At 66.1% G+C, this 14,447-nt stretch carries 13 protein-coding genes; 5 read left to right on the top strand and 8 right to left on the bottom strand.

All coding sequences use genetic code 11. From position 1 onward, the window contains the following. Positions 1-56: 56 nt before the first annotated feature. The 4 genes from E6C48_RS18965 to E6C48_RS18950 all read right to left on the bottom strand — a co-directional run bounded on the left by E6C48_RS18965 (position 57) and on the right by E6C48_RS18950 (position 3,406). Positions 57-968, bottom strand: a complete 912-nt coding sequence (locus tag E6C48_RS18965) for an energy transducer TonB family protein (RefSeq protein WP_136359744.1) — start codon at positions 966-968, stop codon at positions 57-59. After that, on the bottom strand, positions 965-1,408 hold the full coding sequence (exbD, locus tag E6C48_RS18960; RefSeq protein ID WP_136359743.1) for a TonB system transport protein ExbD: 444 nt from the start codon (positions 1,406-1,408) through the stop codon (positions 965-967). The genes E6C48_RS18965 and exbD overlap by 4 nt, the downstream gene beginning before the upstream one ends. 11 nt (positions 1,409-1,419) lie before the next feature. Further along, entirely contained in the window at positions 1,420-2,322 is a 903-nt protein-coding gene (gene exbB, locus E6C48_RS18955) for a tonB-system energizer ExbB (RefSeq protein ID WP_136359742.1), read from the bottom strand. Between the two features lie 103 nt (positions 2,323-2,425). Then, on the bottom strand, positions 2,426-3,406 hold the full coding sequence (locus tag E6C48_RS18950; protein ID WP_136359741.1) for a helix-turn-helix transcriptional regulator: 981 nt from the start codon (positions 3,404-3,406) through the stop codon (positions 2,426-2,428). A gap of 211 nt (positions 3,407-3,617) precedes the next feature. On the opposite strand from E6C48_RS18950, the gene E6C48_RS18945 reads away from it, so the two are divergent. The 5 genes from E6C48_RS18945 (at position 3,618) to E6C48_RS18930 (ending at position 9,826) form a co-directional block, all read left to right on the top strand. Next, entirely contained in the window at positions 3,618-5,768 is a 2,151-nt protein-coding gene (locus tag E6C48_RS18945; protein ID WP_230978865.1) for a TonB-dependent siderophore receptor, read from the top strand. 65 nt (positions 5,769-5,833) lie between these two features. Further along, complete coding sequence (locus E6C48_RS22730; protein WP_206086532.1) at positions 5,834-6,919, top strand: ABC transporter substrate-binding protein; 1,086 nt, start codon at positions 5,834-5,836, stop codon at positions 6,917-6,919. Next, positions 6,916-7,986 carry a FecCD family ABC transporter permease gene (locus E6C48_RS22725; RefSeq protein WP_230978864.1) on the top strand — a complete coding sequence of 357 codons (1,071 nt, stop codon included), beginning with the start codon at positions 6,916-6,918 and terminating at the stop codon, positions 7,984-7,986. Before E6C48_RS22730 ends, E6C48_RS22725 begins: the two co-directional genes overlap by 4 nt. After that, positions 7,983-8,786: an ABC transporter ATP-binding protein gene (locus E6C48_RS18935; RefSeq protein ID WP_136359739.1), complete on the top strand. Its 804-nt coding sequence runs from the start codon at positions 7,983-7,985 to the stop codon at positions 8,784-8,786. Before E6C48_RS22725 ends, E6C48_RS18935 begins: the two co-directional genes overlap by 4 nt. Next, the gene (locus tag E6C48_RS18930; RefSeq protein ID WP_136359738.1) at positions 8,783-9,826 is read left to right on the top strand and encodes a siderophore-interacting protein; all 1,044 of its coding nucleotides are present in this window, start codon (positions 8,783-8,785) and stop codon (positions 9,824-9,826) included. The genes E6C48_RS18935 and E6C48_RS18930 overlap by 4 nt, the downstream gene beginning before the upstream one ends. A 16-nt stretch (positions 9,827-9,842) precedes the next feature. Here E6C48_RS18930 and E6C48_RS18925 read toward each other — a convergent pair whose 3' ends face one another. From E6C48_RS18925 to E6C48_RS18910, 4 genes are read right to left on the bottom strand one after another with little or no spacing between them, the layout of a single operon-like run. Further along, complete coding sequence (locus E6C48_RS18925; RefSeq protein WP_136359737.1) at positions 9,843-10,622, bottom strand: ABC transporter ATP-binding protein; 780 nt, start codon at positions 10,620-10,622, stop codon at positions 9,843-9,845. Then, a complete protein-coding gene (locus E6C48_RS18920) occupies positions 10,619-11,620 on the bottom strand; it encodes a FecCD family ABC transporter permease (protein WP_136359736.1) in 1,002 nt (333 codons plus the stop codon). Before E6C48_RS18920 ends, E6C48_RS18925 begins: the two co-directional genes overlap by 4 nt. Next, on the bottom strand, positions 11,617-12,483 hold the full coding sequence (locus tag E6C48_RS18915; protein ID WP_230978863.1) for an ABC transporter substrate-binding protein: 867 nt from the start codon (positions 12,481-12,483) through the stop codon (positions 11,617-11,619). The genes E6C48_RS18920 and E6C48_RS18915 overlap by 4 nt, the downstream gene beginning before the upstream one ends. Before the next feature lie 50 nt (positions 12,484-12,533). Beyond that, entirely contained in the window at positions 12,534-14,411 is a 1,878-nt protein-coding gene (locus E6C48_RS18910) for a TonB-dependent receptor domain-containing protein (RefSeq protein WP_230978862.1), read from the bottom strand. Between the last annotated feature and the right edge of the window lie 36 nt (positions 14,412-14,447).

Raw genomic sequence — 14,447 nt, 5'->3', positions numbered from 1 at the left:
GTCTGGCTTCTCCGGCGCCAGGCACCCCCCAAGAGCGAGGTTCGAACGGCAGCGGTTCAGCGGAAGCTCAACGGGATCGCGAAAGCGTGGCGCGAGCCGCCAAGGCCGGCGGGCGGGGCCGGGACGCGCGCCGAGCGGACCATGCGCAATGCCGCCTGATCCAGCCGCGCATCGCCGGACGAGCCGCTGACGCTGGCCGAGACGATCGCGCCTGACGAATTGACCACGAAGCTCACCCGGACGGTTCCGCGCATGCCGCGTACGGCACCCGCCCGTCGCGCGATGGCGGCACGCACCGCGCTGTTCCAGCGGGACGGATCGATGGTCGGTGCCCGCGATGCCGCGGAAGCCTGTGATGCGGGCGGCGTCGCCTTCCGCTTCGGCAGCTCGGCCTCCTTCGCCTTTTTGTCTGCGGTCTCGGCCTTCCTGCGCACGGGCTTCTTCTTCGACGGTTCGGCCTTCTCCTCGACCGGTCGTTCGGGGCGCGGTTGCGGCAAGGGTATGGCGACTTCCGGAGTCACCGCAGCAACGGTTTCCTCTTCCGCCAACTCCGGCTCCTCAGGTTCGGCGTTGGTGGTTTCCACAGGCTCGGGCTCGGCTTCATCGGTAACCGGCTGCACGGTTTCCGGCTGGGCCTGCTGCGCCGTTTCCGCCGGCGTCTCCACCGCCTGTTCCGGCTCCGGCTGGACGGCCTCGGCCGCTTCCATCGGCTCGATCGTTTCCGGCGGCTGTTCCTGCGCAAGCGCCTCGGACTGGACGGCCTCAGGCACCGAGACGGGAAGCGGCGCCAGGTCGATCTCCATCGCCTGCTCGAGCGCAGCGTGCTCCGGCACGGGGTCGAAGTCGCGCAGCAGGTAGGCGGAGGCCGCATGCGCGAAGAGAACGACCGCGCCCGCGCCCAGCCACAGGCCGGCGTCCTTGAAAAGGGAGCGCTTCGCCAGCGCGATCTCGGCGGGGTCAGCCGTCATGGGTTTACGGCATCCTCCGGCGGCCGGCTCTCGACGCCGACCAGCGCGACTTTGAGATAGCCGGCCCCGCGCAGCAGGTTCATGACCTCCATCAATTCCCCATACTGGACGGCCTTGTCGGCGCGCAGGAAGATGCGCGTTTCCTTGTCGGTGCCGGTGATCCTGTCGAGCGCCTGGGCAAAGCCCTGCCGCGGCAGGGTCTCGTTGCCGAGCGAAAGCGTGAGGTCGCTCTTCAAGGTCAGGAAGGCCGGCTTGTCGGGGCGCGGCGTGGCGGCCGCGGTCGAGGCCGGCAGGTCGACGTTGACATCGACGGTCGCCAGCGGCGCCGCCACCATGAAGATGATAAGAAGTACGAGCATGACGTCGATGAAGGGCGTCACGTTGATTTCGTGCGTCTCCTCCAGGTCGTCGCCGACGCTTTCGCGAATCCGTGCGGCCATTCCGGCTCTCCCTATTCGGCGGCCATGGAACGGGCCGGTACGGCGCGATAATCGAGATCGCGGCTGACCAGCCGCTCGACGCCGGCGGCAGCGTCGGCCAGCACCTGGCGGTAGCCGGCGATGGCGCGGGCGAAGGCGTTATAGATGACAACGGCCGGGATCGCCGCCACCAGCCCCAGCGCCGTCGCCAGCAGCGCCTCGGCGATGCCGGGCGCAACCACCGCCAGGTTCGTCGTCTGGGCTTCGGAAATGCCGATGAAGGCGTTCATGATACCCCAGACGGTGCCGAACAGGCCGACGAACGGCGCCGTTGATCCGATCGTCGCCAGAAGGCCGGTGCCACGCGTCATACGCCGCGTCGCCTGCGCCTCGATGCGCGAAAGCCGCGAGGCGACGCGCTCCTTCAGGCCGTCTCCGCCGGCGTGGTCGAGCACCGGCGCGGTCAGGTCGACTTCCTGCCGCGCGGCCTGGACGAACAGGCTTGCCGCACCGCCTCCCGTCGCCAGCGTCGCGCCCGCATCCTGCAGCGTCCGGGCGTGGACGATGCGGCTCACGGCGCGCTGCGTTCGCAACCGGGCGAAGAACAGTTCCAGCGTCTTGGCCAGCCACACCGTCCAGGTGACCAGGGAGGCGAAGGCGAGGCCGATCATCACCGCCTTGACGACGATGTCGGCGTTCATGAACATACCCCAGGGTGAAAGGTTGTGCGGCAGGAGCGCCGTGGGAACACTGCCCGCGCCGTTCCTGCCTGCCTGCCGCACGGTTTCGCTCTGGGTCGTTGTGGCTTGAGCCTGCGACACGGATGGGACCGCCGGCTCGACGACGGCGGGCGGATTCGGCGAAACCTCCTGTGCCGTCGCGATCACGGTCGTCAGAGCCAGAAAGGCCCATGCAAGGATGGCGGTAGATCTCATCGGCAACGTCCGTTCGCAAAATTTGTGGACAGATACACTCAACTAATACGCCCGTTCAATGGCGTATTTTTCAAGAAACGGCGCCCGACCGTGGCAAGCGGGTTCATGGTCTCGCCTTGCCGAGCACCTGCTTCGGCGTCGCCCCGAACTGCCGGCGAAACGCCGTGGCGAAGTTGGCCGCACTGGAATAGCCGGAGAGCGAGGCGGCTTCCTGGATGGTGCATTGACCAGCGCCGAGCATGTCCCTGGCGCGTTCCAACCGTGCGAGACGCATGTATTCGAAGACGCTCAGGCCGTGCGCCGAACGGAACAGGCGCTGCAGGCCGCTGGCGCTGACGCCGGCTTGCCGGGCCACGGCTTCGACGCTCGGCCATTCGCCTTCATGCGTCGCGATGAAGTCGCACGCCCGTGACAGGCGGACACGCTCGCGCGGCGCCAGCGTAGCACTTTTCCTCGGGAGGCCCTCGCCGCTCGAGGCCGCAAGGACTTCGGCGACGATCTCCACGGCCGCGCTTTCGGCATAAAGCTCGCCGATGCGTGATGAACGCGGACCCGGCAGAAAAAGCCTGTTGACGAGTTCAGCCGCGCGCGACGTTACCCGCCACGCATGGCTGGCAAGGTGATCGCTGGCGAAACTGACGGCAAGGCGCGGATCGTCGGCTCCCTCGAGACCGTCGCTTTCCAGCCATTCGGGCGTCACCGACACGACGAGATGCTTGATCCTCTGCCGACCGGGGGAACGGCGGCGAAAGCTCTCCGCCCGGACACTGGGTATGACGAGCGCGTCATGCAGCGTTCCGCTGCCGCGAAAGCGAAGATCGCGATCGCCGATGCGCACTTCGACGTCGCCTTCCAGGAAGAAGACACAGGATAAGCCCGCCTGCTGTGATGAAAGCGCGGTGAAGCCTTCGTCCTCGACGACATCGCTGCCATGGACGAAAAGACCATGACGCAGTTCCTTGTTCCAGAAGGTGCCGCGAAAAAGCGTTGCGTCCCCGTGCAGGGAAGGTCCGTCGACGCTCACGCCCGGCCGGCTCGCCAGATCTCCGACCCGCATGATCCGTTCCGGCTGTTGTTCCGTCATCACATCTTTCCCTTAACCGCCGGGGAAGCCAACGATCTGCTTCGCTCGCAAATCACTTTGACGCTTCTGCAAAGGCGAAGCCGTTGCCCGGCGGTCTATCGTCCGTTACGACCCCACTTAACATGACTTTAAATATCATGTTTAGTGGGGTGATATGAATTTTTCCCGTCTGAATGCCTGTCTCGCAGCGTCCGCCGCCAGTGCCGTTCTGTTGACCGCAGGCAGCCTGCACGCGCAGCAGCCATCGGAAACCGAGCTGCAACAGGTCGTCGTCGAATCGGCGAACGGAACCGATGCGGGCAAAGGCACCGGTACAGTCAAGGGCATCGTCGCCAAGAGGAGCAAATCCGCCTCGAAGACGGCGACGCCGCTGATCGAGACGCCGCAGGCGATGAATGTGGTGACGCGCGACCAGATGGACGCGCAGGGAGCGAACTCCGTCGCCGAGGCGCTGCGCTATACGCCGGGCTTGCAGGCGGATCCCAACGGCGCCGACATCCGCTATGACTGGCTCTACGTTCGCGGCTTCAATCTGTATTCGACGAACTGGCTGGACGGCCTCATCCTGCCGGGCGATCCCAGCAACTATGCGACGCCGTCGGTCAACAGCTATGCGCTCGATCGTGTCGAAGTCATCAAGGGGCCTGCTTCGGTTCTTTACGGGCGCTCGCTGCCCGGCGGTCTCGTCAACCTCGTCAGCAAGCGTCCGCAGGAAGAAACCCACCGCGAAGTTTCCCTGCAGACAAGCGCCTTCGGCGGCATCCAGGGTGCGATCGACATGACCGGCAAGCTGACCGAGGATGGGCAATTCCTCTACCGCTTCATCGGACTGGGCAAGAACCTCGACACGCAGATCGATCATGAGGTCGACCGGCAGATCATGCTGGCGCCGTCGATAAGCTGGGTGCCGACGGACGACACCACCTTCACTGTCTACGGCTACTATCAGCACGACAATCCGGTCTTCAGCCCGCGCTTCTATCCGGCGCGCGGCACGCTTTTGCCCAATCCCTACGGCCAGATCCCGCGCGACGTCTTCTTGGGCGATCCGGACTGGGGCGGGACCCGGCGCGATTTCTATGCGGTCGGCTACGAATTCGAGCATCGGTTCGACGAAACCTGGACCGTACGCCAGAACCTGCGCTACGCGGCGGCCGACCAGCACATGGACCTTGTTCTCGTCAATCCGGCCTTCGCCTATCCATTCCCTGGAACGCCAACCGGATCGCGTCTCGATCGCGTCACGGCCATCTCCGACGACGAGTTGACGGCCTTTACGGTCGACACCCAGGCCGAAGCCCATTTCGACACAGGAGATCTCAGCCACACGCTGCTGATGGGCATCGACTATGTGCGCGCGACTTCGGGCACCGAGTTCGGCAATACCGGACCGGGAACCTATGTCCCGCCCATCGACTACCTGAACCCCAGCTACGGGTTCGACTATCCGACGGCGCCAGTCACGCGCTCCGGCCTGCAACACCAGCAACAGGTCGGCGTCTATGCGCAGGACCAGATCCGCTACGGCAACTGGATCGGCACCTTCGGCCTGCGCTACGACCGGTCCGAAATCGACAGCCTGAACCGGTTGACCGATACGACGGTCAATACGGACGACGGCAAGCTGACCGGCCGCGCCGGCATCACCTATCTGTTCGATAACGGGCTGGCGCCCTATGTCAGCTATTCCACCGCATTCCTGCCGCTGCTCGGCTCGGATCGCCTGGGCAACCCGTTCGTGGCGCAGACCGCCGAGCAGTTCGAGGTCGGCGTCAAATACGAGCCTGTGCAAGGGCGCGGTATGATCGGCGTATCGCTGTTTTCCATGGATATCGCCAATGCGCTCACACCTGACCCCGCCGACAGCAAGTTCTCCGTCCAGACCGGCAAGCAGCGAGTGCAGGGCTTGGAGATCGAAGGCAAATACGAACTGACCCCTTCGATCGATATTCTGGCCTCCTATGCGTATACGCATTCCGAGGTTCTGGAGTCGAACAACAAGGCCGAGCTCGGCCGCGAGATGCTGCGCCTGCCGGAGCATCAGGGTTCGCTGTGGATTACCTATCGGCCCGATTTCGTGCCCGGTCTGTCGCTGGGCGCCGGCGTCAGGGCGCAGTCGTCCTACCAGACCGACAGTGCCTACAAGCCAGAACTGCGCATCCCTGCCCGCGCGCTCGTCGACATCGGCGCCGAATACGATTTCGGGGCGCTCGACAAGGACATGGAAGGAACCAAGCTGCGCGTCAACGTGACCAACCTGTTCGACGAGAAATACGTCTCGCACTGCCTCAACCTGACCGGCGGAAGCTGCAATTACGGCGCCGGCCGCGCGATCACGGCCAACCTGAAATACACATGGTGACTTGCGTTCGCAGTATAACGTCTCGGAGGCCCGGCGGTTTTCCGCCAGGCCTGCGGCTTTGCAGCATGACCATGCTTGTCGTGCTGGCCTTGCTTTCTCTCACGCTGACAACGCAGGCGACACCGGTGGAAATCACCGACGTCATGGGCCGCAAGGTGACGCTCGAAGCGCCGGCCCGGCGCATCGTCATGGGCGCGGGCCGACAGTTGCCGGTGCTGGGGCTTCTTCACCCGAAACCCGCCTCGCTGCTCGTCGCATGGCGCGGCGATTTCAAGCTCGATCCAGCCCAATACGGCGACTGGGCAAAGGCATTTCCGGAGATCGATGCTGTTCCCGTCATCGGTGGCAACGCGGCCGACGGCCTGCCCGTCGAAACCATCGTGACGCTGAAGCCGGATCTCGTGGTGCTCAGCCTCTACGACGCCGAGGCCGCGCCGACCAGGCGCTCGATGACCCTGCTGGAAGAACTCCATATCCCGGTGATCGTGGTGGATTTCTTTTCCCATCCGCTCGAAAATTCGCTGCCAAGCCTGAAGATACTCGGCCGGGCGATCGGCGCCGAGGCGCGTGCCGACGCCTTCGCCGCCTTTTACCAGAGTCATCTCGATCTGGTCCGCGACCGTCTGGCGAAGGCCAAGCCGAAGCCGCCGCGCGTTTTCATGCACGTCCATGCCGGCGGCATGCCCTGCTGCCCGACGCCGGGCCACGGCGTCTTCAACGACATGATCGAGCTGGCGGGAGCCAGGAACGTCGCGCTCGCGCATGTGCCCGGCCTCTATGGCGACGTCAGCCTGGAACGGCTGATCGCCGACGACCCGGATGTTTACGTCGCCACCGGCGGCGCGCACCTTGCCGCGCGCGGCGGGCTGGTGCTCGGTCCCGATGTTTCGCGGCACGACGCCGAGGCCTCGTTCGACAAGCTGCTTGCCAATCCGGGCCTGTCGCAGTTGACGGCGGTCCGGCAGGGGCGCGCCTTCGCCCTGTGGCATATGTTCAACGACACCCCCGCCCACATCGCCATGATCGAATTCCTGGCCAAGGCGTTCCACCCGGATCTTTTCGCCGACCTCGACCCGCAGGCGACGATCGACGCCATCAACCGCGACTTCCTGCCGGTGCCGATGACGGGCACCTATTGGGTCGAGCGGTGAGCGCGACCGTGCAATCCCTCGATCCCTCGGCGGCGGCTCTCCAGGCCTATGCGCGTCTGAAACGGCGCCGGCTGCTGTGGATCGCGCTCCTGGCACTGGCCACGGCCGCCTGCTTTCTCGTCGATCTCGGTTCCGGCCCGGCCGCCATACCGCCTCTCGATGCGCTGGGGTCCATGCTCGGTCTCAAGCAACTGACCGCCGCGCAGGAAGTGATCCTGTGGCAGCTGCGCCTGCCCGTCGCCCTTATCGCCGTTCTGGTCGGCGCGGCCCTCTCGCTGGCCGGCGCGGAGATGCAGACGGTGCTCGCCAACCCGCTCGCCGAGCCCTTCACGCTCGGTGTGTCGACGTCAGCCGCGCTCGGCGCTGCGCTGGCGATCGCCACAGGCCTCGGCTCCTCCTGGCTGCCGGGGTCGTGGCTCGTCGCCGGCAACGCCTTCGTCTTCGCCATGGGTTCGCTGCTGCTGGTGCAGCTTCTGGCGCGCCTCAGCGACGCAGGCGCCGAGACGATGGTGCTGCTCGGCATCGCGCTGGGCTTCACCGCCAGCGCACTTCTATGGCTGGTGCAGTTCGTCGCCTCCGCAGACGCGCTCCAGCAGATCGTCTTCTGGACCATGGGCTCGCTTGCCCGCGCCGACTGGACGGTGGTGCCGATCATGGCGGTCGTCCTGGTCGTCGTGGCGCCGTTTTCCCTGGCGTCCTCCTGGCGCTTGACCGCGCTGCGACTGGGCGAGGAGCGGGCCGTCAGCCTCGGCCTCGACCTGCGCCGCCTGCGTCTCCTGGCGCTGCTTCGCGCCAGCCTGCTGGCGGCCGCCAGCGTCGCCTTCGTCGGCGTGATCGGCTTCGTCGGGCTGGTGGCGCCGCACGTCGCCCGCATGATCGTCGGCGAGGATCATCGCTTCTTCCTGCCCGCCAGCCTGCTGACGGGCGCCCTGATGGTTTCGGCAGCCTCCATCGCCTCGAAGCTTGCGATACCCGGCATCACGCTGCCGATCGGCATCGTCACGGCATTGATCGGACTACCGGGCTTCGTCTGGCTCGTCCTTCGCCGCCACAGGCGAACGCCATGAGCGGGGGCATGGCTCTTCATGTCGACGGCCTGACCGTCGCCTACGGCACACGGCCGGTGGTGCGCGCCCTTACCCTGCCGCCGATATCGGCCGGAACCGTGACCGTGCTCGTCGGCCCCAACGGCGCCGGCAAGTCCACGGTTCTGAAGGCCCTCGCCCAGATCGTGCCGTCATCGGGAACGCTGAAATTCGGCGACGACGACTTGCGGCTGTTGTCGTCGAGAGACCGCGCGCGCGCCATCGGCTTCATGCCGCAGACGGTCCCGCCGGCCGCCGAGCTGGCCGTGATCGAAAGCGTCATCGTCTCCCTGCAGGCGGGATATGACAGCGCTGACGCGGAAAAGCGCGCCATCGCGGTCCTGCGTCGGGTCGGTATAGCCGAACTTGCGTTGCGACCGCTCGACCGCCTGTCCGGCGGTGAGCGGCAGCTCGTCAGCCTTGCCCAGACAATCGCACTGTCGCCGCCCCTGCTCTTTCTCGACGAACCCACCAGCGCGCTGGATCTGGCACGGCAATACGACGTGATGCGGCTCGTCCGGTCCTTCGCCGCGGAAGGCGCGGCCGTGGTTCTGGTCATGCACGACCTGACGCTTGCCGCGCACTGGGCCGACAGCGTCATCGTCCTCAATAACGGCAGGCTCCACAGCGCCGGCGTGCCGTCCGAGGCGATCACGGCCTCCATGCTGCAAGAGGTCTACGGCGCCTCGGCTTCCGTCGAGACGATCAGAGGCCGTCTCTTCGTCGTGCCGTCCGACCCAGGCGCTTCAGCCAATACAGATGAAAGAAAGAAGCAGTCATGATATCGGCGCAGGCAAAGATCAGGCTTGGCAATCCTTCGGCCGTCCTGACGGCTCTCCGCGATCATATGGTCGAGCACGACATCGATATTCATGATGTCGAAGACGTGGTCGTCGCACATATCCGCGCCGGCGAAGCAAGGCTGCACGCGGGCGACATCGAACTGTCCCTCGAAGCAAGGGCGCCGAGCCAGTCGCAGCTCGAGAACCTCGCCAGCTTCCTCGCCTCGCATGTCCTCGAATTCGCTCATCCGGAAAAGCCCGGTGTCGAATGGTCGGGCCTCCAGGCCGGCGCGCGGTTCTCCGACTTTCGTGAAATGGTGGTGACCCGCGTTGAAGACCTGACGCCGCATATGCGCAGGATATCGATGAAGGGCGAGGATCTCGACTGCTTCGACACGGACGAAGACCTGCATGTACGGCTGTTCTTCCCGCCGCCGGGCCAGGAACCGCTATGGCCGGTGCGCGGCGCCGACGGTCTGGTGCAGCCGGCGCCGGAGGAGCGCAAGCCGGCCGTGCGCAAATACACCATCCGCCGCATCGACACCGACGCCGGAACCCTCGACATAGACTTCGTGATTCACGAGGCGGCCGGGCCGGGCAGCGATTGGGCGAAGGGAGCCGCGCCCGGCATGCGCATCGGCATGGCTGGCCCCGGCGGCCGCAGCGCCAGGCAAGCCGACTGGATGCTGCTGGCAGGCGACGAAACCGCGCTGCCGGCGATAGCCCGTATCCTGGAAGGCCTGCCGGTGACGGCTGCAGGCATCGTCATTCTGGTCGCCGACAAGACCGCCGACGCGATCGCGCTGCGCCATCCGCCCGGCTTCCGGGTCGAGCGGCTGGACCGCCGGTCCGGCTCGGCCGATTTTACCTCCACCGTCCTGGCAATCGACATTCCCCGTGACCGCACGCGGTTCTGCTGGGCAGGCGCCGAATTCGATGAAATCCAGGCCATCCGCCGCCATTGGCGTGACACGGTCGGTCTTTCGTCCGGCGAGCAGCTGGCCGTTGCTTATTGGCGTGAAGGAAAGGCAGCCAGCTGAAGCGTGTCGCGATCTTTCAGGTTCGCTCTGAAAGATCGAGGGGGAGCACGATCATGCGGCCCTCGACTTCGCCGAAATAGGCCCTCACGCGATAGACCGACTGGAGGTTGTCGGCGGTCACGACAGCCTCCGGCGTCCCGTCTGCCACCACGCGCCCGCGGTCGAGGAGGATCAAGCGCGTGCAGCTTCGCGCCGCGAGGGCGAGGTCGTGCGTCGAGACGACGACGCTGCGCCCCTGCTCCGCAAGTGAGCGGAATGTCCGCATGAGGCTGATCTGGTGCGCCGGATCGAGGCCTGCGGCAGGCTCGTCGGCCAGCAGAAGCGGCGTTTCCTGCGCCAGCGCACGGGCGGCCAGCACGCGCGCCAGTTCGCCGCCCGAAAGCGCCGTCGCCTGGCGCTCACGATAGGCCTCGATGTCCATCATGCGCATGGCGGCATCGACGGCGGCGCGGTCGGCCGCCCGCAACGGCGACAGACGCGGCAGGTGCGGCAGCCGCCCCAGCGCCACCAGCGCCTCAACCGACATCGCCCAGGCGACGTCGCGGTTCTGCGCCACGAAGGCTACTTTCAAGGCACGCCGGGCTGCCGTCAGCACGCGCCCGTCCTCGCCGTCGAGAACGATGCCGCCGGTGGCCGGCGTCAGCCCCATGACGGCGCGCAGCAGCGTCGACTTACCCGCCCCGTTGGGCCCGATGAGGCCGACCAGTTCGCCCGGCCCGACGGCGAACGAGATGTCGTGCAGGACGGGCCTGCCGCCGAGCGCGGCCGAAAGATGCGCAACGGAGAGCAGCGTCATGCCACCTTCCTCCGCTCGCGCCAGACCAGCCAGAGGAAGAACGGCGCGCCGACGATGGCCGTCAGCACGCCGAGCTTCAGGTCGCGCTCCGGCGCGACGACGCGCACCAATATATCGGCGGCCAGAACCACCGAGGCGCCGCCCAGCGCGCTGGCTGGCAAAAGGCGCGACGGTCGCCCGCCTGTCAGCGGCCGCAAAAGATGCGGCACGACCAGCCCGACGAAGCCGATGGCGCCGGTGACCGCCGTCGCCGCTCCGACCGATGCGGCGGTGCCGAACACGGCGAGGAACTGCACACGGCGCATGTCGATGCCGAGGCTGGCGGCGGTATCGCCGCCCAGCGTCAGCGCGTCCAGCGCGCGACCGAGCGTCAGCAGCGCCGCCCAGCCAGCCAGCATGAAGGGCAGCGCCAGCCACACATGCGTCATCGACCGGTCGGTCAGCGAGCCGAGCATCCAGAACATGATCTCCAGCGCGGCGAAGGGATTGGGCGACAGGTTGAGCGCCAGCGAGGTCATGGCGCCGGCGAAGCTGGAGACGGCGACGCCGGCGAGGATCAGGGTCAGCACGCTGCCGCGCCGGCCGGCCATCGCCTGCACGACGACGACGGCGACCACGGACGCGGCCAGTGCCGCCAGCGGCAGCGCCAGCGGAAAAACCGTGCTCAGCCCCGTATAGATGGCAAGCACGGCGCCCAGCGATGCCGAAGCGCTGACGCCGATCAGCGCGGGTTCGGCCAACGGGTTGCGCAGATAGCCTTGCAGCACGGCGCCCGACAGGCCGAGCGTGCCGCCCACCATCAGGCCGAGCAGCGCGCGCGGCAGGCGGATTTCCCGCATGATGAGCGCGATGGCGTCGCGCCGCTCCGAAAACAGCGCCGACAGGCTGTCGAAAAAGCCGATGCCGGCCGGCCCGACCAGAAGCGACAGGCAAAACAGGATGAGCGTCGCCGCGCACAGAAGGCCCAGCGCCATATGGTAGCGGCGGGCATCCCTCATTTCGGAGCCGCCTTGCGGGCATCAGCGCCCTGCCACAACAGCCGCACCGCCTCGACGGTGAACGGCGCCCCGCAGATCGTGTAGCGCGAGGCGAGATCGACCGCGCCGCTCAGCGCCGCCTGCGCCCGGAAGGCCGGATGCTCGAACCCCTGCTGCGCCAGCGCCGGCGCCGAATAGTCCCGGTCGGCGGTGACGAGAAGGTCCGGATCGGACAGCACCAACAGTTCCAGCGGCAGGCGTTCCAGGCCGGCAAAACCGAACTTCGTCGCGATGTTGACCAACCCCGCCTTCGTCATCACGTCGTCGATCAGCGTGCCGCTGCCGGACGTATAATTGTTGGCGTAGTAGATCGCGGCGGTCATGTCGGCGTGGTCGCCGACCTTCACCGCCGCCAGCCGCCCATCGAGGTCGGCGATCAATTGCTCGGCGCGCTGCGGCTGGCCGAGCACGTCACCCATGCGCCTGAGGCTGGCCCGGATATCGTCAAAGGAATTTTCCGGGGCGAACTGCTCGACCCGGATTCCCAGCCGGCGCAGCAGGTCGACGGTCGCGCCGGTCGTATAGGTCCCGGCCAGCACCAGATCGGGTTGCATGAGGAAGATCTCCTCCGCCTGTCCGTGGTTGACCGCGTAGCGGCCGGCCTGCGGCGCCATCACCGAGGAGACGGGATCAGCGGCCAGGAAGGACACGGAATGCAACTGGCCGGGCGCCGCGACCAGCATCGCCATCTGGTCGGTGCACAGGTTCATCGAAACGACGCGCCGCGGCGCAGGTGCCGCCGTGGCCGGAAGCACAGGATGGGCGAATGCCGGCACCGCCGCCATCAGGGCGAACAGCGAGCGACCTTTCCTTGCTACCGGCATCGTCATCCTTTCAAGGCCGCGCCTGACGGCACGGCCCCGTTCATGGAGCGTCAGAACGTCCGCGTAAAGCTCAGGTCGAAAGATCGTCCCGGCGCGCGATAGCCGAGACTGGTCTGGTACTGCTCGTTGAAGATGTTCTCGACGGCGATTTTCAGCCGGGAATTGGCATCGATGGCGTAGAGCGCGGTGAAGTCGGCGGTGACGTAGTCCGGCAGCCTTTCATGCGTGAAATCGTAGATATAGCGGCTGGCGCCGTAGAGCACCCTGGCCGTCAGATCCAACTGCTCTGTCGGGCTGTAGGTGACTTCGGCCGTTGCCTTGAAGCGATCGGTGTTGACCAGATATTTGCCCGTATCGCGATCGATCGGCCGGCGCAGGTCGAGCGAGACCTTGCCGCTCCATTCGTCGGAGAAACGGTGCGAGAGCTCGGCCTCGAAGCCGGTGATCTTGGCGCGGCCCACATTGACGGGCGTGAAGTTCTGGTCGAGCGTGATCGCGTCGGTCAGCATCGTCTGGTAGAAGGCGACGTCCACCGTCGTGTCCACGCCCATCCGCCAGTTGAGGCCGGCTTCCCACGAGCGCGACTTCTCCGGCTTCAGGTTGGGATTCGACGCCGGCGGAAAGCCTGGGAACGACGGATAATAGAGGTCGTTGAAGGTCGGCGCCCTGTAGCCCGTCGCATAGGAGGATCGCAGGGTCAGGTCGGGCGTGATTTCATAGCTGGCGCCGATATTGTAGGTGGTCACGCCGCCGAACTGGCTGTTGTCGTCGTAGCGGATGCCGCTGTCGATGCGAAGCGCCTCGTATTCGGCCGAATACTGGCCGAATACCGACGAGACGGTGCGGGCGTTGACGTCGTAGTCGACGGTGGAATCTACCTTTTCTCGATAGGATTCGACGCCGCCGGTGACGACGTTCTTCACGCCGCCGGTGTCGAAACTCTTTTCGGTCGAGGCGAAGACGCCGTAGCGGCTCGTATCGAAGCGGCTGTCGCCCGGCTGATCCTTGCGGAAGTTCCTCTGATTGTCGATGCCGGAATAGAGCTCGACCATCGAGGACCAGTCCTCGGAATGGTCGATGCGGGTGCCGATCTTGCCGGTGAAGGTGGTGGTATACTGCTGGTTGTCGAGGGGAAAGGCGTTGTCGTAGCGGGTTCTGCCGCGCGCCACCAGGGCATCGCTATAGATGCGGCCCCAGTCGAAATCCCTGGCGATCGACATGTTCGCCGAACCTTGCAGAAAGCCGTTGTCGCCCGGCTCATGGATGCCCCACGGCGCGTCCGGCGTGGTGAAATCGTAGCCTTGCGTGCCGATGATGCTGGCGCCGGCCGAATAGGTCAGGCCGTCGGCCTTGCCCCGCACGTTGCCGGAAGCATAGCCGCCCCACGGATTCATGACACCGATCGTGGCGCTGCCGCAGACCTTGCGGTCGTCGCCGCAACCGCCACCCTGCTTGGTGATGATGTTGATGACGCCGCCGATGGCGTCGGAGCCGTATTGCGCCGAGTGCGCGCCCTTGGCGATCTCGATGCGCTCCACCGAATCCAGCGGGATGTTGAAGATGGAAGCGCCGCCCGACGTGGCGGACGCGATGCGTACGCCGTTGACCAGGATCAGCGTCTGGCTCGTCTTGGTTCCCCGCACCGAAACGCTGGCAATCGAACCCATGCCGCCGTTGGTGCTCACCGAAACGCCCGGATATGACCGGAGCAGGCTCGGCAAGTCCGGTGCGGCCGACTTCTTGATCTCGGCTTCATCGATGACCGTCACCGACGAAGTCGAACGCACCAGCGGACTCTCGCGCCGGAGCGGCGTGCTGATGTAGATGGGCTCGAGCAGCGTCGGCTCAGAGGTCGGGGCGTCCTGCGCCAGCGATTGCGTGGAAATGGCCGAAGACAGCGCCCCAGCCGCAATAAGAAATCTTCTCAAATCTGCCCCCAAACGGCTCAAAGGCACGACGGCATC

The sequence above is a fragment of the Ollibium composti genome (assembly GCF_004801285.1).
Taxonomy (GTDB): domain Bacteria; phylum Pseudomonadota; class Alphaproteobacteria; order Rhizobiales; family Rhizobiaceae; genus Mesorhizobium; species Mesorhizobium composti.
Note: the sequence above shows the minus strand (reverse complement) of the source record. Positions and strands in the feature narration are given on the sequence as shown.

What these genes read in the sequence shown, in the direction of transcription:
- E6C48_RS18920 (WP_136359736.1), bottom strand. Translation starts at nt 11,620, where the DNA reads ATGAGGGATGCCCGCCGCTACCATATGGCGCTGGGCCTTCTGTGCGCG.
- E6C48_RS18925 (WP_136359737.1), bottom strand. Translation starts at nt 10,622, where the DNA reads ATGACGCTGCTCTCCGTTGCGCATCTTTCGGCCGCGCTCGGCGGCAGG.
- exbB (WP_136359742.1), bottom strand. Translation starts at nt 2,322, where the DNA reads ATGAGATCTACCGCCATCCTTGCATGGGCCTTTCTGGCTCTGACGACC.
- E6C48_RS18915 (WP_230978863.1), bottom strand. Translation starts at nt 12,483, where the DNA reads ATGCCGGTAGCAAGGAAAGGTCGCTCGCTGTTCGCCCTGATGGCGGCG.
- E6C48_RS22730 (WP_206086532.1), top strand. Translation starts at nt 5,834, where the DNA reads ATGACCATGCTTGTCGTGCTGGCCTTGCTTTCTCTCACGCTGACAACG.
- E6C48_RS18935 (WP_136359739.1), top strand. Translation starts at nt 7,983, where the DNA reads ATGAGCGGGGGCATGGCTCTTCATGTCGACGGCCTGACCGTCGCCTAC.
- E6C48_RS18965 (WP_136359744.1), bottom strand. Translation starts at nt 968, where the DNA reads ATGACGGCTGACCCCGCCGAGATCGCGCTGGCGAAGCGCTCCCTTTTC.
- E6C48_RS18930 (WP_136359738.1), top strand. Translation starts at nt 8,783, where the DNA reads ATGATATCGGCGCAGGCAAAGATCAGGCTTGGCAATCCTTCGGCCGTC.
- exbD (WP_136359743.1), bottom strand. Translation starts at nt 1,408, where the DNA reads ATGGCCGCACGGATTCGCGAAAGCGTCGGCGACGACCTGGAGGAGACG.
- E6C48_RS18950 (WP_136359741.1), bottom strand. Translation starts at nt 3,406, where the DNA reads ATGACGGAACAACAGCCGGAACGGATCATGCGGGTCGGAGATCTGGCG.